Origin of the sequence: Streptomyces sp. NPDC046866 (genome assembly GCF_040704625.1) — a bacterium.
Classification (GTDB): Bacteria; Actinomycetota; Actinomycetes; order Streptomycetales; family Streptomycetaceae; genus Streptomyces.
This window is the reverse complement of sequence record NZ_JBEYXN010000021.1, coordinates 26,981-47,927: the sequence shown is the minus strand read 5'-3', so window position 1 is coordinate 47,927 and position 20,947 is coordinate 26,981. Positions and strand designations below refer to the sequence as shown.

21 protein-coding genes and 1 pseudogene are annotated in these 20,947 nt (G+C 73.6%); 9 read left to right on the top strand and 13 right to left on the bottom strand.

Annotated elements, in window-relative coordinates:
• Positions 1-220: 220 nt before the first annotated feature.
• The 3 genes and pseudogenes from AB0953_RS26465 to AB0953_RS26455 form a co-directional block, all read right to left on the bottom strand.
• Positions 221-481: pseudogene (locus AB0953_RS26465) on the bottom strand (carboxylesterase family protein); the annotation flags it as partial.
• 12 nt (positions 482-493) lie between these two features.
• A complete protein-coding gene (locus AB0953_RS26460; RefSeq protein ID WP_366862061.1) occupies positions 494-1,003 on the bottom strand; it encodes a DUF664 domain-containing protein in 510 nt (169 codons plus the stop codon).
• A 97-nt stretch (positions 1,004-1,100) separates the two neighbouring features.
• On the bottom strand, positions 1,101-1,289 hold the full coding sequence (locus AB0953_RS26455) for a DUF6381 family protein (protein WP_366862060.1): 189 nt from the start codon (positions 1,287-1,289) through the stop codon (positions 1,101-1,103).
• A 243-nt stretch (positions 1,290-1,532) separates the two neighbouring features.
• Here AB0953_RS26455 and AB0953_RS26450 point away from each other — a divergent pair, with 243 nt between their 5' ends.
• Complete coding sequence (locus tag AB0953_RS26450; RefSeq protein WP_366862059.1) at positions 1,533-1,982, top strand: hypothetical protein; 450 nt, start codon at positions 1,533-1,535, stop codon at positions 1,980-1,982.
• Between the two features lie 93 nt (positions 1,983-2,075).
• Here the strand turns inward: AB0953_RS26450 and AB0953_RS26445 are convergent, their stop codons facing one another.
• Entirely contained in the window at positions 2,076-3,134 is a 1,059-nt protein-coding gene (locus tag AB0953_RS26445; protein ID WP_366862143.1) for a PHP domain-containing protein, read from the bottom strand.
• Between the two features lie 248 nt (positions 3,135-3,382).
• Here AB0953_RS26445 and AB0953_RS26440 point away from each other — a divergent pair, with 248 nt between their 5' ends.
• The 5 genes from AB0953_RS26440 (at position 3,383) to AB0953_RS26420 (ending at position 7,478) form a co-directional block, all read left to right on the top strand.
• Positions 3,383-4,744 (top strand): FAD-dependent oxidoreductase, encoded by a 1,362-nt coding sequence (locus AB0953_RS26440; protein ID WP_366862058.1) that lies wholly within the window; start codon positions 3,383-3,385, stop codon positions 4,742-4,744.
• A 40-nt stretch (positions 4,745-4,784) separates the two neighbouring features.
• Positions 4,785-5,627: an NAD(P)-binding domain-containing protein gene (locus AB0953_RS26435; RefSeq protein WP_366862057.1), complete on the top strand. Its 843-nt coding sequence runs from the start codon at positions 4,785-4,787 to the stop codon at positions 5,625-5,627.
• 103 nt (positions 5,628-5,730) lie between these two features.
• On the top strand, positions 5,731-6,117 hold the full coding sequence (locus tag AB0953_RS26430; protein ID WP_366862056.1) for a hypothetical protein: 387 nt from the start codon (positions 5,731-5,733) through the stop codon (positions 6,115-6,117).
• A 69-nt stretch (positions 6,118-6,186) separates the two neighbouring features.
• Positions 6,187-6,894, top strand: a complete 708-nt coding sequence (locus AB0953_RS26425; RefSeq protein ID WP_366862055.1) for a hypothetical protein — start codon at positions 6,187-6,189, stop codon at positions 6,892-6,894.
• Positions 6,891-7,478 carry a HutD family protein gene (locus AB0953_RS26420; protein ID WP_366862054.1) on the top strand — a complete coding sequence of 196 codons (588 nt, stop codon included), beginning with the start codon at positions 6,891-6,893 and terminating at the stop codon, positions 7,476-7,478. The genes AB0953_RS26425 and AB0953_RS26420 overlap by 4 nt, the downstream gene beginning before the upstream one ends.
• Positions 7,479-7,561: 83 nt before the next feature.
• Here the strand turns inward: AB0953_RS26420 and AB0953_RS26415 are convergent, their stop codons facing one another.
• Positions 7,562-7,999 carry a MarR family transcriptional regulator gene (locus AB0953_RS26415; RefSeq protein ID WP_366862053.1) on the bottom strand — a complete coding sequence of 146 codons (438 nt, stop codon included), beginning with the start codon at positions 7,997-7,999 and terminating at the stop codon, positions 7,562-7,564.
• A 139-nt stretch (positions 8,000-8,138) separates the two neighbouring features.
• Between AB0953_RS26415 and AB0953_RS26410 the strand changes: the two genes are divergently transcribed.
• The gene (locus tag AB0953_RS26410; RefSeq protein ID WP_366862052.1) at positions 8,139-9,641 is read left to right on the top strand and encodes an MFS transporter; all 1,503 of its coding nucleotides are present in this window, start codon (positions 8,139-8,141) and stop codon (positions 9,639-9,641) included.
• Positions 9,642-9,757: 116 nt separating this feature from the next.
• Here AB0953_RS26410 and AB0953_RS26405 read toward each other — a convergent pair whose 3' ends face one another.
• The 6 genes from AB0953_RS26405 to AB0953_RS26380 all read right to left on the bottom strand — a co-directional run bounded on the left by AB0953_RS26405 (position 9,758) and on the right by AB0953_RS26380 (position 17,131).
• The gene (locus AB0953_RS26405) at positions 9,758-10,390 is read right to left on the bottom strand and encodes a class I SAM-dependent methyltransferase (RefSeq protein ID WP_366862051.1); all 633 of its coding nucleotides are present in this window, start codon (positions 10,388-10,390) and stop codon (positions 9,758-9,760) included.
• 1 nt (position 10,391) lies between these two features.
• Entirely contained in the window at positions 10,392-10,751 is a 360-nt protein-coding gene (locus AB0953_RS26400; protein WP_366862050.1) for a DUF6204 family protein, read from the bottom strand.
• A 170-nt stretch (positions 10,752-10,921) separates the two neighbouring features.
• A complete protein-coding gene (locus AB0953_RS26395) occupies positions 10,922-11,803 on the bottom strand; it encodes a pirin family protein (protein ID WP_366862049.1) in 882 nt (293 codons plus the stop codon).
• Positions 11,804-11,870: 67 nt separating this feature from the next.
• Positions 11,871-12,521 carry a hypothetical protein gene (locus tag AB0953_RS26390; protein ID WP_366862048.1) on the bottom strand — a complete coding sequence of 217 codons (651 nt, stop codon included), beginning with the start codon at positions 12,519-12,521 and terminating at the stop codon, positions 11,871-11,873.
• A gap of 209 nt (positions 12,522-12,730) precedes the next feature.
• Positions 12,731-14,728 carry an RICIN domain-containing protein gene (locus tag AB0953_RS26385; protein ID WP_366862047.1) on the bottom strand — a complete coding sequence of 666 codons (1,998 nt, stop codon included), beginning with the start codon at positions 14,726-14,728 and terminating at the stop codon, positions 12,731-12,733.
• Between the two features lie 447 nt (positions 14,729-15,175).
• A complete protein-coding gene (locus tag AB0953_RS26380; RefSeq protein WP_366862046.1) occupies positions 15,176-17,131 on the bottom strand; it encodes a galactose oxidase-like domain-containing protein in 1,956 nt (651 codons plus the stop codon).
• A 218-nt stretch (positions 17,132-17,349) separates the two neighbouring features.
• Here AB0953_RS26380 and AB0953_RS26375 point away from each other — a divergent pair, with 218 nt between their 5' ends.
• Positions 17,350-18,009, top strand: a complete 660-nt coding sequence (locus tag AB0953_RS26375; protein WP_366862045.1) for a DUF4360 domain-containing protein — start codon at positions 17,350-17,352, stop codon at positions 18,007-18,009.
• 14 nt (positions 18,010-18,023) lie between these two features.
• Here the strand turns inward: AB0953_RS26375 and AB0953_RS26370 are convergent, their stop codons facing one another.
• Complete coding sequence (locus AB0953_RS26370) at positions 18,024-18,980, bottom strand: AraC family transcriptional regulator (RefSeq protein WP_366862044.1); 957 nt, start codon at positions 18,978-18,980, stop codon at positions 18,024-18,026.
• Between the two features lie 101 nt (positions 18,981-19,081).
• On the opposite strand from AB0953_RS26370, the gene AB0953_RS26365 reads away from it, so the two are divergent.
• Positions 19,082-19,984 carry an MBL fold metallo-hydrolase gene (locus AB0953_RS26365; RefSeq protein ID WP_366862043.1) on the top strand — a complete coding sequence of 301 codons (903 nt, stop codon included), beginning with the start codon at positions 19,082-19,084 and terminating at the stop codon, positions 19,982-19,984.
• 65 nt (positions 19,985-20,049) lie between these two features.
• On the opposite strand, the gene AB0953_RS26360 is transcribed toward AB0953_RS26365, so the two are convergent.
• Positions 20,050-20,763, bottom strand: a complete 714-nt coding sequence (locus AB0953_RS26360; protein WP_366862042.1) for a hypothetical protein — start codon at positions 20,761-20,763, stop codon at positions 20,050-20,052.
• Positions 20,764-20,947 lie beyond the last annotated feature (184 nt).

Here is a 20,947-nt window from a genome sequence, read left to right as displayed (position 1 = left end):
AAGCCGAAGCCGGGCAATGCCCGAGGGCCTCGAAGCCGTGGTTCGGGCAACTCCAGCCTCGCCGGCGTGTGAGGCGCGGGGTGCGGGGCTGAGCCCCGGTAGGTGGGGGAATCCCGGCTTCGCCGGGTAGCGGGCGCTGCCCGGACCCGCGCCTCGAACGCCGGCGAGGCTTGATTGCCCGGCGGCCGCCCGACCCCGGGGCCAGGGACAGGACCGAGCGGGCGGAGCCGAAGCGCGGCCACGCCGGAGCGCCGGCCGCCGCCGGGACACCGGTGCGGGCGAAGCCCGTCCGGTAGCCGGTCATCCGGTCGGACAGCTCCCGCTGCGCCCCGGTCAGCACCACCCCGCTGTCGAACAGGTACGACAGCTCGAACCCGTGTGCCGCCCCGAACGGGAACCCCGCCACCTCCGGCAGCCCGGTGAAGTGGGGCGCGTCCCGGTCGTCGAACCGATACCGACGCCTCTCGGGCGTCGGGTGCACCCGGCCGCCGGCCTACCGCCGGCCCAGTACGCCCCGTACGTACGCGGCCTGGCCGGCGTGCTGGAGGTCGTCGGCGAGGACGCTGACCAGGCGGACCCCGAGGGTGACCGGAGGGTCCCAGCGTTCGTCCACGACGCGCTCGAGGTCGGCGGCGGCCAGCGAGCGGATGAACGCGGTGCTCTGCTCGTGGACCGCGTCGAAGTAGCCCAGCAGCAGCTCGCCCGTCTCCACGCGGACGGAGCCGGCCTGACGGGCCGTTTGGCCGAAGCCGGTGGCCTCGGCGGGCAGCGGCAGCGCGAACCGCGACACCCAGTCCTGGGCCGTCCAGACCTGTTCGAGGCCCGAGGCGTCCGCCACGTGGTCGTCCTGGACCCGTGTCAGGTGCCAGACCAGCCAGGCGATCGAGTTCGCCCCCGGATCGATCCGGGCGTTCAGCTGATCGGCCGACAGCCCTTCGACCGTCTCGTGCACCACCTCCGAGATCCGCGCGTACCCGTCGGCCAGTACCTGCGTCGCCTTCATGCGCCATCCCCAGACATCGCCGTGTCGGTCGAACCGCCGGGCGTGCGGCAGCGGCCGGCGGTTCTCTGCCGCCGGCCGAAGCCGTGAGCACGCCCTGCTACATCGGGTCCATACCCCGATCGTCGATCTTGCTCTCCTTCTCGCTCTGCTCCTGCAGCCGGTGCGCCTTCTCCTGGAGGCGCCGCCGTTCGTCCGGATCGGTGGAGCGCTCCGCCGCCGAGTTGAGCTCCCGGGCCTTCTCGCGCAACTGCCGTACGCGCCCGCTGGATTCGCCTGCACCGCTCATGACCACTCCTCGGGTGTGGGGGTAAGGAGAGCGGATTCAGCGAAACAGCCGTGCCGCGGGCGCGCATCTCGAACCGTCGCCCCGCGTGACGGACGGCGCCGCGGGTCCCCCGTTTGCCCGCCCTGCGGTGGCGCGGTGCGGCGCGGTCGCGGTGAATGGGACCGGGTGTGTGCTGCCATGGCGCACGCCGACCGGCGCACCGCGCGGTGCCGTGACGCGTCGCCGAACGGAGCTGAGCCTTCCATGAACGATCCCGACCCCGTGCGCGGCGCGGGCGAGCTGGTCGCCCTGCTGGGCCCGCGCACCGGCGTGCTGCGCCGGGCCCTGCGCCGGCCGGTCGCCGCGGCCCTGCTCGGCTGCGGCGTGCTGCACCTGCCGGGCCACCCGGCGGCGCTGGCGTCCGCGAGCCCGGCCGCCCTGCTGCCCCTGGCGGCGGCGGTGGTGTGCCTGGGGCTCGGCGCGCTGCTCGCGGTGCGGGACGCCGACGGGGCCTGGCGGGCCGCGGCGGCGGCCGCCGTGGGGGTCGTCGCCCTGCACGTCGTCGGCGGGGTCACCGGTTTCGCCCCGCTCGGGGGTGCCGTGAGCGCGTCCCTGGGCCGGGCGGCGGGGGTGACGGCGGTGCTCTGCGCCGCGGTCGTCGCGCTGCTGGCGGGGCTGGCGCTGGCGAACCGGCGCGGGGCGCCCGGAGGATGAGCACCGACGGCTGGGCAACGGCGAGCGGACGGACCGGCGGCACACAGCGCCGTCGGCCGGAGCGAGGGCGGCTGCGGCGCGCCGGCCGGGCGCTCAGGCCGCTCTCGCCCGCCGCCGGTGCGGCGGCCGGCGGGTGCGGGTCCAGTCCAGCAGCTCCTGCTCCGACCAGGTGTTGACCACGCGTTCGGCCGGCACCCCGCAGGCGACGGCGCGCTCGCAGCCGATCAGCTGCCAGTCCAGCTGGCCCGGGGCGTGGGCGTCGGTGTCGATGGCGAAGAGCGTCCCGGTCTCCACCGCGAGCCGCAGCAGCCGCCGCGGCGGATCGAGCCGCTCGGGCCGGCTGTTGATCTCCACGGCGGTCCCGGAGTCGGCGCACGCGGCGAAGACCGCTTCGGCGTCGAACTGCGACTCGGGGCGCCCCCGGCCCGTCACCAGCCGTCCGGTGCAGTGCCCGAGGACGTCCATGAGCGGGTTGCGCACGGCGGTCAGCAGCCGGCGCGTCATGGCGGGCGCCTCCATGCGCAGCTTGGAGTGGACGGATCCGACGACGAGGTCCAGCCGGTCCAGCAGCTCCGGTTCCTGGTCGAGGGAGCCGTCGGGGAGGATGTCGCACTCGATGCCGGTGAGCAGCCGGAACGGCGCCCAGGTCTCGTTGAGCTCCGCGACGACCGCGAGCTGTTCGCGCAGCCGCTCCGGCGAGAGGCCCCGGGCGATGGTCAGGGTCGGGGAATGGTCGGTCAGCACGGCCCACGCATGGCCGAGTCCGGCGGCCGCGCGGCCCATGGCCTCGATGGGGCTGCCGCCGTCGGACCAGTCGGAGTGCAGGTGGCAGTCCCCGCGCAGGGCCGCGCGCAGCGCCCGGGCGGCGGGCGTCGCGGGCGGGCCCTCGGGGTGCGCCGCGGCCTCGTCCTCCAGCCTCTTCAGGTATTCCGGGACCTCGCCGGCCACCGCCTCCTGGACCACGCGGGCGGTCTTCGGCCCGATGCCCTTGACGTCCTCGAGGGTGCCCGCCGCGACGCGCCGGACCACCTCGTCCTCGCCCAGCTGCACGAGGGCCGCGGCCGCCCTGCGGAAGGCCTGCACCCGGTAGGAGGGCGCAAGAGCGCGTTCCAGCAGGAACGCGATCCGCTCCAGTGCGGCAACCGGATCCACATCCATGGGGCACCTCCCGGTCCGCCCGTCCCTTCCCCCCTGCCGCCAGCCCGCCCTGACTCATTCCCCGTATGCCCGATTCCTTACGTTTTCCCTCCTGCTGTCGCGGCCGACTGACCCCAAGGGGAGCTTGGGAAGGTCATAAGGTTTCTTTATGGGGGCATAAACCGGGGGCGGGTGCCGGGTTAGGGTGACCTTAGTTTAGGGTTCCCCTTGATCCAGTTTTTGTCGGTCGAAGGGAACCTGTCATGCCTCGCCCCCTGCGGGTAGCAATCGTCGGTGCCGGCCCCGCCGGAATCTACGCCGCCGATGCGCTGCTGAAGTCCGAGGCCGCGGCCGAGCCGGGTGTCTCCATCGACCTCTTCGAGCGGATGCCCGCCCCCTTCGGCCTGATCCGCTACGGCGTCGCCCCCGACCACCCGCGCATCAAGGGCATCATCACCGCCCTGCACCAGGTCCTCGACAAGCCGCAGGTCCGCCTCTTCGGCAACGTCGACTACCCGGGCGACATCACCCTCGACGAACTGCGCTCGTTCTACGACGCCGTGGTCTTCTCCACCGGCGCCACCGCCGACCGCGCCCTCGCCGTCCCCGGCGTCGACCTCGACGGCTCCTACGGCGCCGCCGACTTCGTCTCCTGGTACGACGGCCACCCGGACGTCCCGCGCACCTGGCCGCTGGAGGCCGAGAAGGTCGCCGTCCTCGGCGTCGGCAACGTCGCCCTCGACATCGCCCGCATCCTCGCCAAGACCGCGGACGAGCTGCTCCCCACCGAGATCCCGGCCAACGTCTACGAAGGCCTGAAGGCCAACAAGGCGCTGGAGGTCCACGTCTTCGGCCGCCGCGGCCCGGCCCAGGCGAAGTTCAGCCCCATGGAGCTGCGCGAGCTCGACCACTCGCCCACCATCGAGGTCATCGTCAACCCGGAGGACATCGACTACGACGAGGGCTCGATCGCCACCCGCCGCGCCAACAAGCAGGCGGACATGGTCGCCAAGACCCTGGAGAACTGGGCGATCCGCGACATCGGCGAGCGCCCGCACAAGCTCTTCCTGCACTTCTTCGAGTCGCCCGCCGAGATCCTCGGCGAGGACGGGAAGGTCGTCGGCCTGCGCACCGAGCGCACCGAGCTCGACGGCACCGGCAACGTCAGGGGCACCGGCCGGTTCACCGACTGGGACGTCCAGTCCGTCTACCGCGCCGTGGGCTACCTCTCCGACGAACTGCCCAAGCTGCCCTGGGACGTGGACTCCGGCACCGTCCCGGACGAGGGCGGCCGCGTCATCGAGGCGGGCGAGCACCTGCAGTCGACGTACGTCACCGGCTGGATCCGCCGCGGCCCCATCGGACTCATCGGCCACACGAAGGGCGATGCGAACGAGACGATCGCCAACCTCCTGGAGGACCACGCGGCCGGCCGCCTGCACACGCCCGCCGAGCCCGCCCCGGAGGCCGTCGAGGCCTTCCTCGCCGAGCGCGGCGTCCGCTACACGACCTGGGAGGGCTGGTACAAGCTGGACGCCGCCGAGAAGGCGCTGGGCGAGCCGCAGGGCCGCGAGCGCGTGAAGATCGTCGAGCGCGAGGACATGCTCCGGGCCAGCGGCGCGTAAGGCAGTCGGCACCACGGTTCGGTGCGGCGGCGGGGGTCCGATGAGGCGTACCCCCGCCGCCGCACGCACATACGTCCGTACCCGCCGGTGCGGGGCGGACGGAATGCGGGGCGGCTGCCGGTGGTTGGTCCGACCGACGCGGAAGCGTCCGGGCCGGACGACCGGAGACCCGGACGACGACCGGAAGACGACCGGACGACCGGCGAGCACGGGAGGCCCCATGAAGATCGGCATCATCGGCGCGGGCAACATCGGCGGGAACCTCACCCGGCGCCTGACCGCCCTCGGGCACGAGGTGGCCGTGGCCAACTCCCGCGGCCCCGAGACCCTCGCCGACCTCGCGAAGGAGACCGGGGCGACGCCCGTCGCCGTCACGGAGGCCGCCCGCGGCGCCGAGGTGGTCGTGGTCAGCATCCCCCTGAAGAACGTGCCCGACCTGCCCTCCGGGATCCTCGACGGCGCGGCCGACGGGTTCGCCCTGATCGAGACCGGCAACTACTACCCCCGCCGGCGCGACGGGCGCATCGCCGCCATCGAGGACGAGGGCCTCACCGAAAGCCGCTGGACCGAGCGGCACCTCGGCCACCCCGTCGTCAAGGCCTTCAACGGCACCTACGCACAGGACCTCCTGGACCGTCCCCGGCCCGCCGGGGCGCCCGACCGCATGGCCGTCCCGGTGGCCGGCGACGACGAGGCCGCGAAGCGGACCGTACGGGCCCTGATCGACGAACTCGGCTTCGACACCGTCGACGCGGGCGGCCTGGACGACTCCTGGCGCCAGCAGCCCGGCACCCCCGTCTACGGACTGCGCGCAGGGGCCCGGGACGTCGCCGCGGCGCTCGCCGCCGCGTCGCCGGTGCGCCAAGAGGAGTTCAGGGCCTGACGGTTGGCGGCGGCCGGCCGATGCCGACGGCCGGCCCCACCCGGCCGGGGGCAGTGCGCCCGATCGGCTGCACGGACGGTACGCGGCCACTACCGTGGCACCCATGAGTGCCGATGACCTCAATCCCGAGGACGTGTGGCCGCTGCCGCCGGCCTGGATGTTCGGCTGCGCCAAGTGCGCACGGCTCTACCGCTCCATGAAGGAGATCCAGGAGGCCACGGCGGAGCTCTTCCTCACCGGGGAGCGGGGCGTCGACTGGGACCCCATGGACAGCGGGCCCGGTTCGCGGATCCGGCTGGCCCGGCACATGGCCCTCACCCACGAGGAGCTGCTCCCCGACTGGGCCGCCGGGTGCGAGCGGTGCACCGAGCACCGCCAGCGGGTCGAGAAGACCGCCGCGTCCGACCTCGCCGCCGGCGCCGCCCTCGTCGGCGCCGAGCACCGGGCCGCCCACCTCTTCGTCCCCCCGCGCGGGCTGGGCCTGCTCTAGAAGGGATCCGGCGGGCGGGCTTCTGCTAGGTTCCTTGGCCGAACCACCGGAGCCGTGGAAGGGCCGGGCGTGCACGCCAGAACCAGACCCCGTCTGCTGATCGCCGCAGCTGTGCTGACGGCCGGGCTGGCCGCCTGCTCGGCCCCGCCGCAGACCCCTGCCGCGCCGTCGGCCCCTGCTGCGCCCTCGCCGGCCGCCGGGGCGTCCTCCACCGCCGCGCCGAGCGGGGAGGCGGCGCCGCCGGTGCCGTCGCCCCCGCCGTCACCCGCGGCTGCCTCCGCTGCGCCGCAGGATGCCGCCGCACCGCCGCCGGCCCGTACGACCCTGGCCGTGACCGCCGCCGGCGGGCGACTGGACCTGGCCCGCGGCGGCGCCGCCAGGGAATTCACCGTGACCCTGCGGGGCGGCCGTGCGCAGGCCTACCGGCACCTGCTGGTCGCCTTCCAGATGGAGCCGCTGCCCGGCGGGCCCGCAGAATCCTTCCTGCTGGAGCGGCGGGACCCGGCGAGCGGGGTGTGGCGGCCCGTGGCCCTGCGCATGGCGGGCGACGTCAAGCCGGCCCACCTCCACGAGGGCGGGGCGCCCCTCGCGGCGGGCGCGGTGCGCACCGAGCGCTACCGGCTGCGTGCCGCTGCGCAGGCCCCGACGGGCAGCAGCCCGCTCATGGTGTACGCCGTCGACACCGACGCGGTGGAGGGCAGCCCGGCCGACCTCGAACGCGCGGCGTCGGCCTCCCTGCCCGTGGCCGCCGCCGGCCGGGGAGGGGCGACGGGATGACCCGCACCGACGGCGGGGTGACCCTCCTGCGCGCCGCCGACCGCCAGGCCGTGCCCTGGAAGAACGGCGGCGGAGTGACCCGCGAGATCGCCGCCTGGCCCGAGGGGGCCGGCATGGACGGCTTCGCGTGGCGCGTAAGCCTGGCGGAGGTGGCAGCCGACGGCCCGTTCTCGTCCTTCCCCGGAGTCGACCGCATCCTGACGCTGGCCGAGGGCGCCGGCATGTCCCTCACGACGGCGGGCGCCGTGCGCCCGGTCGCGGAGCGGTACGCGCCGGAGCACTTCGCGGGGGACGTCCCCACGCACGGCCGGCTCCTGGACGGGCCGGTCGTGAACTTCAACGTGATGCACCGGCGCGGCCTCGCGCCGGTCGACACCGCGGTGGTCCGAGGCGCCCTACGTGTGGCCGCCGCCCCGCACGCGGTGCTGCTGATCGTGCCCTTGGCCGGGCCGGCGCAGCTCGCCCTCCCCGACGGCCGGACGGTCCCCCTGGCCCGCCACGACGCGGCCCTCCTGCGCACCCCCGCCGCCGGCGTCCTCCACGCCCCGACCCCCACGGCCGTGGTCCACCTGCCGACCCCCTGACCGCGCGGCCCGGCTCCCCGGGGCCCGCCGCGGATCACGCGTGCTCACGCCGATGGGGCCGGCTGCGGCGTGCGGAACCGGGCTCAGGCGTCTTCCAGCGTCGGCCGGAGCCGGTTCAGCAGCGTGTGGAGGGTGGCGCTCTCGGCCGGGGTCAGGGTGTCCAGGGCGCCGTGCGTGGCCTGCATCTCCTCGCGTACCCGCCGGATGATCTCCCGTCCCGCGTCCGTCGCGACGACGTTCTTGACCCGCCGGTCCGCAGCGTCCGGCTCGCGGCGCACCAGCTCCCGCGCCTCCAGTCGGTCCACGATCCCGGTGACGTTCGACGCGTCGCACACCAGCAGCGTCGCCAGCCCGCGCATCGGCACCGGCCCGTGCAGCTGGGCGAGCACCCTGGCCTGCGTCGACGTCAGCCCGTAGCGGGACGCCGCCGCGGCGAAGTCCCGCCACTGGGCGGCGCCGATGGCGGCGAGCAGTTCCAGCAGTTCCAGCTTGCCGGGCGGTTCGGGAGTGGGGGCGCTCATGGCGCGAGAGCGTACCGACGATCGTTGACATTATCAATTGTTTACTTGACCACCTTAAGTATCTGCCTCTAGTGTCGTCGAAGTACTTGATGACATGAAACATCTGCGACCTGAAGCAGTGAGAAGGTTCCTCCCGGACATGAGCACCGCCCCCGCCGCCCCCGCCCCCACCGAGGCGAAGACCCGGAACGAGACGGTCATCGTCTTCGCCCTGAGCCTTGCCGCCATGGTCGTGTCGATGATGCAGACCCTGCCGGTCCCGATCCTGGGCCTCATCCGCTCCGACCTCGGCACCTCGACCGCCAACGTGAGCTGGGTGACGACCGCCACGCTGCTCTCCGCCGCCGTCTTCACCCCGCTCCTCGGCCGCTTCGGCGACCAGCACGGCAAGAAGCCCACGCTCGTGGCCGTCCTCGGCGTCATGGTGGCGGGCTCGGTGATCGCCGCCGTGGCGAGCTCGCTCCCGCTGCTGATCCTCGGCCGCGTGCTCCAGGGCGCCGCCACCGCGATCTTCCCGCTCGCCCTCTCCGTCCTGCGCGAGGAGGTCCGGCCGCAGAAGCTGCCCGGTGCCATGGCCCTGGTCAGCGGCACCCTCGCCTTCGGCAGCGGCCTCGCCCTCGTCGCCACCGGCCTGCTCACCTCCGGCGACGGCGCCGACTACCGCAACGCCTTCTGGATGGCGACCGGCTTCGCCACCGTCGCCCTGCTCGCCGTGGCCTTCCTGGTCCCCGCGACCCGCCACAAGACCGGCGGCCGCACCGACTTCCTGGGCGCCCTGACCCTCGGCGCCACCCTCCTGCTGCTCCTGCTGCCCATCTCCCAGGGCCACGAGTGGGGCTGGACCTCCGGCCGGACCCTGGGCAGCTTCGCCGGCGCCGCCGTCATGACCGTCGTCTGGGTGTTCACCGAGCTCAAGGTCAGCGAGCCGCTCGTCGACATGCGGATGTTCGTCCACCGCCCGGTGCTCATGGCCAACCTGGCCGGCATCCTCGTCGGGTTCGGCATGTTCGCGAACTTCCTGGGCGTCTCCTACCTCGTCCAGATGCCCGAGAAGCTCACCGGCTACGGCTTCGGCGCCTCCATCCTGCGCGCCTCCGTGGAGTTCCTGCTGCCCGGCGCGATCGTCTCGCTGCTCGCCTCGCCCATCGGCGGCCAGCTGGTTCGCCACCGCGGCCCGCGCACGGCCCTGGGCCTCGCCTCCGCCCTCGGCGCCCTCGGCTTCGGCTGGCTCGCCCTCGACCACGGCCACACCGCCTCGGTGATCGGCGCCGGCATCGTCGTCGGCGCCTCCGTCAGCTTCGGCTACGCGGCCATGCCCGCCGTCATCATGGCGAGCGTCCCTCCCCACCAGAGCGGCATCGCCAACGGCATCAACTCCATCTCCCGCTCCACGGGCAGCGCGATCGGCAGTGCGATCGTCACCACGATCCTCGCGTCGAAGACGATCGGGCACCTGCCCGCCGGCGTGCCGCCGCTGCCCGCCGAGTCCGGCTTCACCCTCACCTTCTGGATCGGGGCCGCGGCCTTCGCCCTGGTCGCGCTCATCGGCTGGCTGGGCCTGCGCGGCCAGCACGGGCCGCGCACCGTCGAGGTCGCCAAGCCCGCCGCCGCGACGGACGCCAAGGTGGCCGAACGGGTCTGAGGGCCGAACGGCAAGCTCCGCCACGGTCGGGGGGACGGCACCGTTCGCGGATGCCGTCCCCTCGACCGTGGCGGCGCGACCGCACGGGACCGTCTGACCGTCGTGCCATGCGCGGGTCATCCCTCGAAGCGGGCCAGCACGTGGGCATCGAGGAAGCCCCGCTCGGAGGCCGGGTCGTGGAGCAGCCGGGCGAACGGGACGAGCCCGGCCGCGGCCAGCAGCGCGGCGAACCGGTCCACCGGCCAGCTGTAGGCGGGCGTCACCTTGTGGTCGAAGCGGACCGGCTCGGCCCCGTCGGTCGCGAAGAACGAGACCAGGAGCAGGCCCCCGGGCGCCAGTACGCGCACCTGCTCGGCGAGCAGCGCGGGCAGTTCCGCGGGCGGGGTATGGATCATCGAGTAGTGGGCCAGCACCCCGCCGAGCGCCCGGTCCTCGACCGGAAGGGCCTCCATCCGCGCCTCGTCGAACCGCAGCGCCGGATGGGCCCGCCGGGCGTGCTCGACCATGGCGGGGGAGAGGTCGAGCCCGAAGGCGTCCAGCCCCAGATCGCCCAGCATGGCCGTCAGATGGCCGGGCCCGCACCCCACGTCGGCCGTCAGGGGGTTCCCCGACGCCCGCACCAGCTCGGCGAAGGCGGCGACCATGGCCCGCGCGAACGGCCGCGTTTCCAGCCGGTCGGCGAACAACGAGGCGTACAGCTCGACGACGCCGTCGTAGGCCGCCCTCGTCGCGTCGTGGTGCTCCGCCACGTCAGGCGCCGCCGCGGGCGGCCGCCTGGCGCTGCCGCTTCGCCAGGGGGGCCAGGGAGAGGTCCTGCGCCTGGGACTTGAGGCCCTTGAAGCCGTAGCCGCGCTCGCTCAGCCAGCTCTCGGCCGCGAGCTCGGCCCGGGCCGTGGCCTCGAGGATGTCCTCCTCGGCCTCGCCCCCGTCGAGGAAGCGGAAGGTGAAGAAGGGGCGCGCGGCGATGTCGTACGTCAGGTGGCCCTCGGGGGTGAAGGCGGCCCGGAGCATGTCGTGCTCGGGTGCGGCGGCGAGCAGCTCGGCCCGCTGGCCGGCGGTCAGGCCGTCGAAGGAGCCGCGGACGGTGATGCGGAAGGTGCGGGAACTCATCCCGGCAGCCTAGGTGGGGCGAATCGCCCGTGCACCGCAATTTCCGTTCGTCCGGGCCGCGCCCCGGGCGGCCGCACGGTGCTGGTCCGGGGGCCCTCGGACCCCACGGATCACTCGGATCGCTCTGATCCCACGGATCCCACGGATCCCTCGGACCGCTCAGGTCCTTCTCAGATGTCGATGTGGCCCATCAGGCCGCGCTGGTAGTCCATCTGCGCCTGGCGGATCTGGGCCGCGGTGTTCATGACGAACGGGCCGCTGCGCGCCACCGGCTCGCGGAGCGGCTCGCCCGCCAGGACCAGCACCTCGGCCGCCGCCTCCGGTGCCGACACGGCGAACCGCTCCCCGTCCCGGGCGAGGATGGCCAGGTGGCCGTCGGGCAGCTCGGCGTCGGGTGTGGCCGCGGTTCCGGACAGGACGTACAGCATGGCGTTGTGCCCGGCCGGGACGCCGAACTCGGCGCGGCCGCCGGCCCGCAGGCGGGCGTGCACGACGAGCACCGGGGTGTGGGTGTCGAAGGGGCCGCTCACCCCGTGCGTCGACCCCGCGATCACGGTCAGCTCGGCGCCGCCGTCCTCGGTGGCGACGGTGGGGATCGCGCCGGGCGCGGCTCCGTACTGCACGCGCGGCGGTGTCGCCTTGAGCCGGGCCGGCAGGTTCAGCCAGATCTGCAGCAGGTGCTGCGGGCCGCCCTCGGCGAGCAGTTCCGGGGTCGGTCGGGCGAGGTGGACGAGGCCCGAGCCGGCGGTCAGCCACTGGACCTCGCCCGGGTTCATGACCCGCTTGTGCCCCGCGGAGTCGATGTCCTCCATGGCGCCCTCGATGACGTACTGGATGGTCTCGAAGCCCCGGTGGGGGTGCGGCGGCGCGCCCTTGGCCTCGCCCGGTCCGAGGACGTGCGGGCCGACCTGGTCGACCATCAGGAACGGGTCGACCAGGGGCAGTTCGGGCTGGGGGAAGGGGCGGCGGACGGGGAAGCCCTCGCCCTCGTAGGTGTGGAAGGGGCGGACCACCCGAGCGGTGGAGCGTACGGCGGCTGTGGTGATGTCCATGCACCGAATGAACGGCACCGCGCTCAGGGGTGTCAAAGCGCGGCCGTTTCGCTGTCAGGTCGCAGGATCAGCGCCTGCGGGCCCGGGCGCGGCGCAGCAGCACGCCGACGGCGGCGCCCGCCACGGCGATCACGGCCACACCCGCCGTCGTCCACCACACCGTGCTGTCGCTGCCCTCGGCGGCCGCGGAGGCGGCGGGGGCCGGGGACTGCGGCGCGGGGGACTGCTGCGCGGGGGCCGCGACCGACGGCGCCGGCGGGGCGGTGGATCCGCCCGGGGCGGGGGAGGCCGGCGCGCCGCTCGGGGAGGTGCCGGGAGCCGGGTCCACCACCGGTACGGAGACCTCGCGCTCGGCGTGGCCGAGCGAGGGGAAACCGACGTGGACGGAGACCTTCCAGGTGCCGGCCGGAAGGACCTCGGCGGTGCTCCACCCGATGCGCGAGCCGTTGTCCCGGACCAGCTTCCAGGGACCCAGCGTCCGGGCGCCGTCCGGGCTGGTCGCGTCCACGGTGGCCGCGACCGCCTCCTCGATGGCGTCCCCGTCGTTCTCCCAGGTGATGTCGGTGGTGAGGTGGCCCTCGCGCTGCCCGGTGATCACGACCTTGACGGTGTCGCCGTGCGCGTGGGCCGCGGTCGGCGCGGCCAGGGCCTGGCCGAGGACGAGGAACAGGACGCCGAGTCCGGCGCGGCGGACGGGGAAGGCGTGGCGCGTACGCATCGTTGTGGTGCTCCCTGTGCGGTGGGATGCGAGGCGCTGCGCGTCGGGCAGCGGCCCGGCGCAGCGCGGTGCAGGTTCTTGCGGTGTGGCGAAGGTGAGGAGAGGCGGGAAGGCCGAGGAGAAGGCCGGGAAGGGGGAAGGCGAAGGAGCCGGCGGACGGCCGCATAGGGGGACGGCCGTCCGCCGGCAGAAGGCCGGCCGGGGGGAGGTCAGCCGACCTTCTGGACCGTCCAGACCTGGGTCGCGCGGCCGTCGGCGCGCTGCAGGTCCAGGAGCCAGTCGCCGTAGTACGGGCGGCTGCTCACGGTGAGGGCGTAGCCGCCGCTCGGGTCCGTCACGGTGGTGGCGCTGCCGCTGCTCTTCAGCTTCCACTGCTGGGTGGAGGCGCTGCCGCAGGGCTGCTGGGCGATCCACATGCCCGGCGCCGGGGCGCCGCCCGTCTGCAGGCACTTGCCGGAGACGGCGGACTTGATCCGGACCAGGCCGCTGCCCGCGTCCTCGAACAGCCACTGCTGCTGGGCGTAGCCGTTGGCGCGCGCTCCGACGAGCACGGTGCCGTCGGCGCTGCGGCCGCCCCACAGCTCGGCGGACATGCCGGTGCTGCCGTTGCCGAGGGTGTAGCGGGCGCCGGGGGTGGTGGTGCCGCCGCCCGCACCCGTCGTCTTGAACACGGTGGCCTTGCCGGCGCCGGTGTCACGGCCCGCGGCGTCGCGCACCGAGACGGCGACCTTGTACTCGGTGCCCGGCTGCAGGTTGTAGATGCGCAGGGCCTGCGACTGGACCCACGTCAGGTGCTTGCCGTTGAGCAGGACCTGGTACCAGACCGCGCCGTCCACCTTGGGCCAGCTCACCACGACCGAGGTCGACTGGATCTGACCGGCCGTCACGTTCGGTCCGCCGGTCGGATTCTTGGTCGGCGTCGGGGTCGGGGTGGGCTTCTGGGTCGGCTTCGGGTTCGGGCTCGGGTCGGTGGTGTTGCCGCCCTTGCCCTTCATCAGGAACTGGTTGTCCGCGATGTTCCAGTGCGTGGCCAGGTAGCTGCCCGGCTTGGGGCTGGTGTGGAAGTAGTCGTCGTGGTTGCAGTCCAGGATGTTCTCGGACGCCTGGTTGGTGCAGACGTTGCGCATCTGCGGGTAGTACGGGGTGTCCGAGTAGCACATGACGTCCCACTCGTCGGTGCAGTGCGCGCCGCGGCTGGTGTTGGGAGCGCTGTTGTTCACCGCACCCAGGTTGTGGCCCAGTTCGTGCGCGGCGGTGTGGCCGCCCCAGCAGCCGGAGTCCGTACGCCCGTAGGAGGGGCCGAAGTTGCTCAGGTTGTTCTGGCCCGGCCGCTCGTCGCCGGCGAAGGTGCCGATGCCGCAGTAGACCTGCGTGTCCGCGAAGATCATGTACTTGCGGTCGCGGCGGTCGAGGCCCTTGGCGGCCAGCGCGTTGTTGGTGGCGCTGAACTCGGAGAGGGCGGAGGCCGGGAGCTCGATGTTGAGCACGGTCGGCGTGCAGTCGGAGGCCGTCACGAACCGGATGTGCCGGACGCCGCCGGTCTCCTCGGCGCTCGTGGAGTAGATCAGGTCGGCGTCGGCCGCCCACTTGCGGAACGAGGCGAAGTACTCGGAGTAGCGGTCGCGGTCGGGGCCGTGGACGTACACGACCTGGACGCGGTTGCCGCTGCTGCCGTCGCCGTCGCACTGGACGGTCTGCCCGGCGGGCCCTGCGGCCACGGCCTGGCTGCCGTTGCCCGAAGGCTGCGGGGCCGGAGCTGCGGAGGGGGCGGCCTTGGCGGAGCTCGCGTCGGCGGCGGGCGCGTCCTGAGGACGCCCGCTGCCTTCCGCGGCAGCCGCTTCGCCGGACTCGGGGCGGGCCGGATCGGCCGCCACGGCCTTGGTCTTCACGGCGGGGGCGACGTCGGCCTTGATGTCGACGTCCTTCGGCGGGGCGTCGGGGCCGTGGCTGCACAGCCCGGCCTCCGTGCGGTAGACACCCACGCACTTGTCGCCCTTGGGCGCGGCCTTGAGGCCGTCGTAGACCATGCCGCGCGCGGCGTCGTTGGCCGGCTCGCCGGTGATGGGCGCGGGCTCGGCGTCACGGGCCGGTGCGGCGGCCGGCGTGGCCTCCGCGGCCCCGTCGGCCTGGACGGTGGTCCCGGCCTGGGCGTTGTCGCCGAGTCCGGAGTAGGCAATGCCCCCGGCTATCACCGCCGCCGATGCCATGGCGGCGGTGATGAGTATCAGGCGGCGCGGTCTGCGCCGGTGTTCACGCTTCCTTCGACGGTGTCCCGTCATGCGCACCTCAAATCCTTGGTCGGAGGAGTGGGTGCGCAGAAGGCTGCCAGACGGGCGCGGTGGAGAATTCGGACAAACGGGAATGGGCTTCGAGATATCTGACTGTTACCTCGACGTTCGATTTGATGAACAGTCAACTCCCTTTGAGAGGAGGGGAGTTACGCGCGTAGGGGCGCAATGGTCCAGGCCTTTTGGGCCATCTCGTTATCAAATCGAAATAAGCGCGGAAGGCTTGTTGACGGTAATTCAGTCAGGGATTCATCTAAAGATCACCAGCCGAATTGCTTCTGTCACGAGCTGTGAGGAATCCTTTGCTCCGCCGCAGGAAGATGCCCGCCGGGGCCGGGCCCGCACCGCAGACCTTCCGCCGGACCGTCACCTCCGGCCGAGCTTCACCCACTGCGCGGTGCTCGGGACTCCCTTTGCGTCCAGCAGGAACAGCATGTAATAGCCGGGCGGGGCATCGGCTGCACTCGGCGGCGTTCGCAGCCCCACGGTGCTGCCGTGCACCCCCGTGACGGCCAGCTCCAGGTGCCGCTGACTGGTGTTCACCGCATGCGTGACGGTGGTCGGTGCCAGCAGCACCGCCCGGGCCACCGAGGCCGCGGTCGAGCTCACCGCCTCGAAGTCCGCCCCGTACGCGAGCTCGCCCGCCGGCACGCGGTCCAGCGCGGGCCGGCCGGCGCCCCGGTGCAGGTACGCCGGCTCGTAGAGCTCGATGCTCCCGTCCATGCCGTCCCGGATGTCGGGGTCGTTGGCGATCTGCTGGAGCTCGTCGCCGGTGACCAGCACCCGCCCGTCCGGCAGCACCAGGGCGTTGGAGTGGTAGCCGCGCGGCAGCCGCTGCGCCGGCCCGAGGTGCCAGTGGCCCTGCGCGTCGCGCAGCTCGATCTGCCGGTACTTCAGGTCCGCCCGCGGATTGAACGGCCCGTACCCGTAATCCCGGGTGTCCAGGGCTCCGTTGACCGTCATGAGCGTGCCGTCCGGCAGGATCAGCGTGTCGTCCTGCGTGCGCCCGAACGCCCGCGGCTCCTCGGTGGTCCAGTGGCCGCCCGCCAGCCGGTAGGTGTTCGGGTCCTTCGGATCGCCGCCCAGCACCAGTACGGAGTCGGGGCCGCGCAGCCCGGCCGGCAGCGGCACCGCCGAGCCGTACCCGCGGAAGTCCGCCGGCCGCCGGGGCAGGTCGGTCCGGGTCTCCTTGACCGGGTCGAACCGCCACTGCTGGTCGGCGTCCCGGCCCAGCCCGTAGACCAGGCCGTCGCGCAGCGAGAACAGGTGCGGGTAGTCGTTGCGGAACGGGGCGTCCGACCGCAGCCGCTCCGCCGCCAGCCCGACCGGGATGTCGTACGGACGCCAGGGCACGGGATGGCGCAGCGCGGGGAAGCGCTCCACGACCGGGGTCGGGGTGCCCGTACCGCGCTCGGACTGGCCGGACATGATGATCTGCCGGCCGTCCGCGCCCGTCACCACCGACGGGTACCAGCGGCCGACGGACATGTCCTGGTTGCGGAACCAGGTCTCGGTCCACGGGTCGAAGACGAACGACAGCTTGGCGCCGCTGCCGCCCTTGCCTCCCGTGTTGCCGCCGAACACCCCGACCATCCCGTTGGGGAGATAGGCGTGCCCCGCGCAGAAGAACGGCGCCGGGCGCGGGGCGTAGGTGCCGTCCGGCATCAGGACGGTCGGCGGCTCCACCTTCGTGAACGCCCGCGCTCCGGTGCCGCGGGCCGGGTCCCACAGGTAGGCGCGGCCCGCGTTGGTCCGGCCGATCCGGTCGGTGGGGCCGGTCTCCTTGGTGGGGTTGACCTCCACCCGCTCGAAGGAGAAGAGCAGCACCTTGCCGGTGGGCAGCAGGGCGGCGTGCACGCCGAAGTCGGGGGAGGGGAAGAACTCCGTGAACCGGCCGGACCGCGCCGCCGCGAAGGGCGCGTTGGCCTTGCGCTGCGAGTCCGCCAGGGCGGCCAGGCCGGCGGTGCGCTTGGCCTGCGGGTACTCCTCGGCGCCGGCGGCCGCCTGCCGCCGCTGGGCGTGGGCCCGGGCGTGCTCCGCGCCGAGGACGGCGGCCTCGGCGGCGTCCGGTGCGACCGGCGCGTGCGGGGCGGCCGCGCCGAGGGGGCCGGAGGGGTTGGAGGGGTCCAAGGAGCCGGGGAGGCCCGGAAGGCCCGGAAGGCTGAAGGGGCCGGAGAGGCTGGAGACGCCGGAGCCGCCGTGGTGGGCGCCGGACGGGTCATGCGCCGTGAGGGACGCGGCCGGAGGTGCCGCTGCCGCCAGTGCGGTCAGGGCCGCAGCAGCGCAGAGCACGGCGGACCGCCGCGCGAACCGACCGGCCATGAGCGTCCTCCCTCATTCGAGGCCGCACAGCCTAGGCGAATCGGACAAAAAGCCCGAAAAGGCTCGGCGGGGGTACCGGATCGGGTGCGCAGTAGGGCCGTTCGGACGTGGGATCCGCGATGCAGAAACGATTCTGCGGTGAACCGGGCCGCCCGACCGGGTGAGCCCGCGTGCCCGCCCGTGATCGGCGGCCGCGCCCCGCGGCTATCCATGGGCTCGTGACCAAGCCACTTCGCACCGCACTGACCGCCGTCGCCGTCGCCGGAAGCCTGCTGGCGCTCTCGCCCTCGGCCGGAGCCGCCGCCCCCACGGCCCCACCCGCCGGCAAGGTGACCGTCGACGTCGCCACGGTCAACGGCTCGGGCTGCCGGCCCGGGACCGCCGCCGTCGCCGTCTCCCAGGACAACTCGGCCTTCACCGTCACCTACAGCGACTACCTGGCCCAGGCCGGTCCCGGCATCCCCGTGACCGAAGGCCGCAAGAACTGCCTCCTCTCCCTCGTCGTGAACGTCCCGCAGGGCTTCACCTACGCGGTGTCGAAGGTCGACTACCGCGGCTACGGCAGCCTCGCCAACGGCGCGATCGGCACGCAGAAGGCCAGCTACTACTTCCAGGGCATGAGCCAGACCGCCTCCCGGACCCACCAGTTCCACGGCGCCCTCCAGGACAACTGGCAGGTCACCGACACCACCGGCATCCAGGCCCTCGTCTTCGCCCCCTGCGGCGAAAAGCGCAACTTCAACATCAACACCGAACTGCGCGCCGAGGCCGGCACCTCCGACAGCAGCGAGACCAGCTACATGGCCGTCGACTCCACGGACGGCAGCATCAACACCGTCTACCACTTCCAGTGGAAGGAGTGCCCGGTCCGCCGCTGAGGCGCGCCCCCGCCTCAGGCGAGCCGTGCCACCCGGGCCCGGTAGCGGCCCGGGGTGGTCCCGAACTCCCGGTTGAACGCGTGCGAGAAGGCGTACGGGGTGCCGTAGCCGACCCGCCGCGCGATCGCCGCCAGGGGGTCGGCGGTGTCGCGGAGCAAGGTGGCGGCGTACGTCAGCCGCCACCACGCGAGGTACGCCATCGGCGGCCGCCCGACCAGGGCGCCGAACCGGCGTGCCAGCGTGGCCCGTGACACCCCGGCCTCCGCCGCCAGGCGCGCGTTGGTCCACGGCGCGGCCGGATCCGCGTGCAGCACCCGCAGTGCGGCGGCCGCCACGGGGTCGCCCAGCGCCGCGGACCAGGCCCCGGCCGCGTCCTCGGCCATCCAGGAGCGGACCATGTAGACGAGCAGCAGGTCGAGCAGGCTCGGGACGGCCATGGCCGAACCGGGCCGTGCGGCCCCCAGCTCTCCGCCCAGCAGGTCGATCGCAGCCCGCAGTTCGGGATGGCGGCCCACGCGGTGGGGCAGGTGGACGACCGGAGGCAGCTCCCGCATCAGCGGGTGGGCGCGGCTGCGGTCGAGCCGGTACTTGCCGCAGAGCAGCTCCACGCTGCTGCCCGGAGCGGCGCCGCCCGGCTCGGCCCCGCAGGGCCCGTCCGGTGCCCCTTCCGCCGCCGGCCCACCGATGGCCTGCGCCTCGAACGGCACCGCCCGCGCCACCGCCGCCGCGTCGGCGGGGGAGTCGGCCATCACGTGCCCCGTACCGTGCGGCAGCAGGACCGCGTCGCCCGCACCCAGGGACACCGGCGCGCCGCCCTCCGGCAGCATCCAGCAACTGCCTTCCAGTACGACGTGGAAGCCGGCCCCCTCGTACGGCGCGAAGCGTGTGCACCAGCTCCCGCGGACCCGTACCCGCTGCGAGGACGGCTGCCCGACCCGCACCGCCGCAATGGCATCGCTCACCACGTCCACCCGTCCAGCGTATCCGGTGCCGTCAGGAGTGAGACGCCCGCGTATCCGATTGAGCCGTACGGGCATTGAGCACCTCAGCTGCGGCTCCTAGCGTGGACGGCGTGACCAACGAGAACACGCAGAGCATCGTCCTGGGCGATGTCGAGATCATCAAGGTCGTCGAGTGGCAGGGGCCGTTCGTGCCCGCCCCCGACCTGGTACCGCAGGCGGACCCGCACCTGTGGCGGGACAACGAGGACCGGCTGGCGCCGGACCACTGGGAGCCGGAGCGCGACCTGGCCGTCCTCGCCCTCCAGAGCTGGGTGATCCGCAGTGCCGGGCGGACCGTCCTGGTCGACACCGGCGTCGGCAGCGGGCGCGAACGGCCGGGGACGCCGCAGTTCCACCACCGGCAGGGCGACTTCCTCGCCGACCTGGCCCGGGCGGGCGTCCGCCCGGAGGACGTCGACGTCGTCGTCAACACCCACATCCACGGCGACCACGTCGGCTGGAACACCGTCGCCGCGGACGGCGCGTGGGTGCCCGCCTTCCCCAACGCCCGGTACCTGATCCCGGCCGCGGACGACGCCCACTTCGGCCCGGCCGGCTCGTACGGCAAGGGGCTGCGCGAGGACGACCGGCTGATCTACGAGGACAGCATCGCCCCCGTCCACCGCGCCGGACAGGCCGAACTGTGGGACGGCGCCCACCGCATCGACGCGCACCTCACCCTCGAATCCGCCCCGGGGCACACCCCCGGCTCCTGCGTGCTGCGCCTGGACTCCGGCGGGGAACGGGCCGTCTTCGTCGGGGACATGCTCCACAGCCCCGTGCAGATCCTCGACCCCTCCTGCAACAGCTGCTTCTGCATGGACCCCGCCGGCGCCGCAGCCACCCGCCGCCGGGTCCTCGAACGGGCCGCCGACGAACGGGAGCTGGTGGTGCCCGCCCACTTCGGCGGCACGGGCGCGGTGGAGGTCCGCCGCAACGGCGCCGCGTTCACCCTGGGGCAGTGGGCCGCCTAGGCTCCCTCGTCTCGGCCGGCGTCCCGGGCCCGGCCCTGCCCGTTCGCGGCGCCCCCCAGGCCTGCTTACGGGGCCTGCGTGCAGAACTTCGCGGCCGCGTCCTCGGCGCCCTTGTCGTAGCCCGCCTGCCACTCGGGGTCGACCTGCCCGGTGGTCTTGGGCGGGGTGGCCTGGCAGTTCGCCTGGATCCTGCCGAAGGCGAGGTCGTAACCCTTGACCCATTCGGCGCTCTTGCCGGCCTTGGGATTGCCGCTCTGGCCCTTGCAGAAGGTGTTGGCCGCCAGTTCGGCGCCCTTGTCGTAGCCCTTCTGCCAGTTCGGGTCGACCTCCCCGGTGGTCTTGGGCGGGGTGGCCTGGCAGTTCGCCTTGATCTGCTGGAAGGCGAACTGGAAGCCCTTGTCGTACTCGGCCTTGGGGTCGTCTGCCTCGGTCTTGGTCTTGCCCCCGGTCTGCGTGCAGGGGTAGCTCTGGCTCTGCGACCCGATCGGGATGGCGGCGTAGGAGCCCGCCGGGAGAGCCGCCGCCTCGAACGTTCCCTCCGCGTTCGCCTCGACCGTGACCTCCTTCTTGCCGCTCGTCTCCTTGACCACGACCTTCCCGCCGAATCCGCTCCCCTTCACGTTGACGTGATCGGCAGCGCCGGGGAACGGTTCCACGGTGCAGGAGGGGCCGCCCCTTGCCTGCGGGGCGGCCGTGGTGTTCGCAGCAGCGTAAGGACAGAGGGCGACCGAGCAGGCGATCAGCGGGCTGAGGGCGACGAGACGGGGGCGCCGGGTCATGGCTTGTCTCCAGTGGGGGTCAGGTGCAGAAGCTCTGGGGCGCGAGCACGGCGGCGCCGGCGGCGGTGGGGTCCTGCACCGGGGCACAGGCGACCGGGCCTTCGCGGCGGCGGCCCGGCCGGCAGCGGCTCCCACGACGGGTGCGCCGGCTCGTGGCCCTCTTCCCATGGCCTGGTGGCGCAGG

Bases quoted from the DNA above. Each gene is read 5' to 3' on its own strand.
- AB0953_RS26460 (WP_366862061.1), bottom strand. From the start codon at position 1,003: ATGAAGGCGACGCAGGTACTGGCCGACGGGTACGCGCGGATCTCGGAG.
- AB0953_RS26455 (WP_366862060.1), bottom strand. From the start codon at position 1,289: ATGAGCGGTGCAGGCGAATCCAGCGGGCGCGTACGGCAGTTGCGCGAG.
- AB0953_RS26450 (WP_366862059.1), top strand. From the start codon at position 1,533: ATGAACGATCCCGACCCCGTGCGCGGCGCGGGCGAGCTGGTCGCCCTG.
- AB0953_RS26440 (WP_366862058.1), top strand. From the start codon at position 3,383: ATGCCTCGCCCCCTGCGGGTAGCAATCGTCGGTGCCGGCCCCGCCGGA.
- AB0953_RS26435 (WP_366862057.1), top strand. From the start codon at position 4,785: ATGAGGCGTACCCCCGCCGCCGCACGCACATACGTCCGTACCCGCCGG.
- AB0953_RS26430 (WP_366862056.1), top strand. From the start codon at position 5,731: ATGAGTGCCGATGACCTCAATCCCGAGGACGTGTGGCCGCTGCCGCCG.
- AB0953_RS26420 (WP_366862054.1), top strand. From the start codon at position 6,891: ATGACCCGCACCGACGGCGGGGTGACCCTCCTGCGCGCCGCCGACCGC.
- AB0953_RS26415 (WP_366862053.1), bottom strand. From the start codon at position 7,999: ATGAGCGCCCCCACTCCCGAACCGCCCGGCAAGCTGGAACTGCTGGAA.
- AB0953_RS26410 (WP_366862052.1), top strand. From the start codon at position 8,139: ATGAGCACCGCCCCCGCCGCCCCCGCCCCCACCGAGGCGAAGACCCGG.
- AB0953_RS26400 (WP_366862050.1), bottom strand. From the start codon at position 10,751: ATGAGTTCCCGCACCTTCCGCATCACCGTCCGCGGCTCCTTCGACGGC.
- AB0953_RS26395 (WP_366862049.1), bottom strand. From the start codon at position 11,803: ATGGACATCACCACAGCCGCCGTACGCTCCACCGCTCGGGTGGTCCGC.
- AB0953_RS26390 (WP_366862048.1), bottom strand. From the start codon at position 12,521: ATGCGTACGCGCCACGCCTTCCCCGTCCGCCGCGCCGGACTCGGCGTC.
- AB0953_RS26385 (WP_366862047.1), bottom strand. From the start codon at position 14,728: ATGGCATCGGCGGCGGTGATAGCCGGGGGCATTGCCTACTCCGGACTC.
- AB0953_RS26380 (WP_366862046.1), bottom strand. From the start codon at position 17,131: ATGGCCGGTCGGTTCGCGCGGCGGTCCGCCGTGCTCTGCGCTGCTGCG.
- AB0953_RS26360 (WP_366862042.1), bottom strand. From the start codon at position 20,763: ATGACCCGGCGCCCCCGTCTCGTCGCCCTCAGCCCGCTGATCGCCTGC.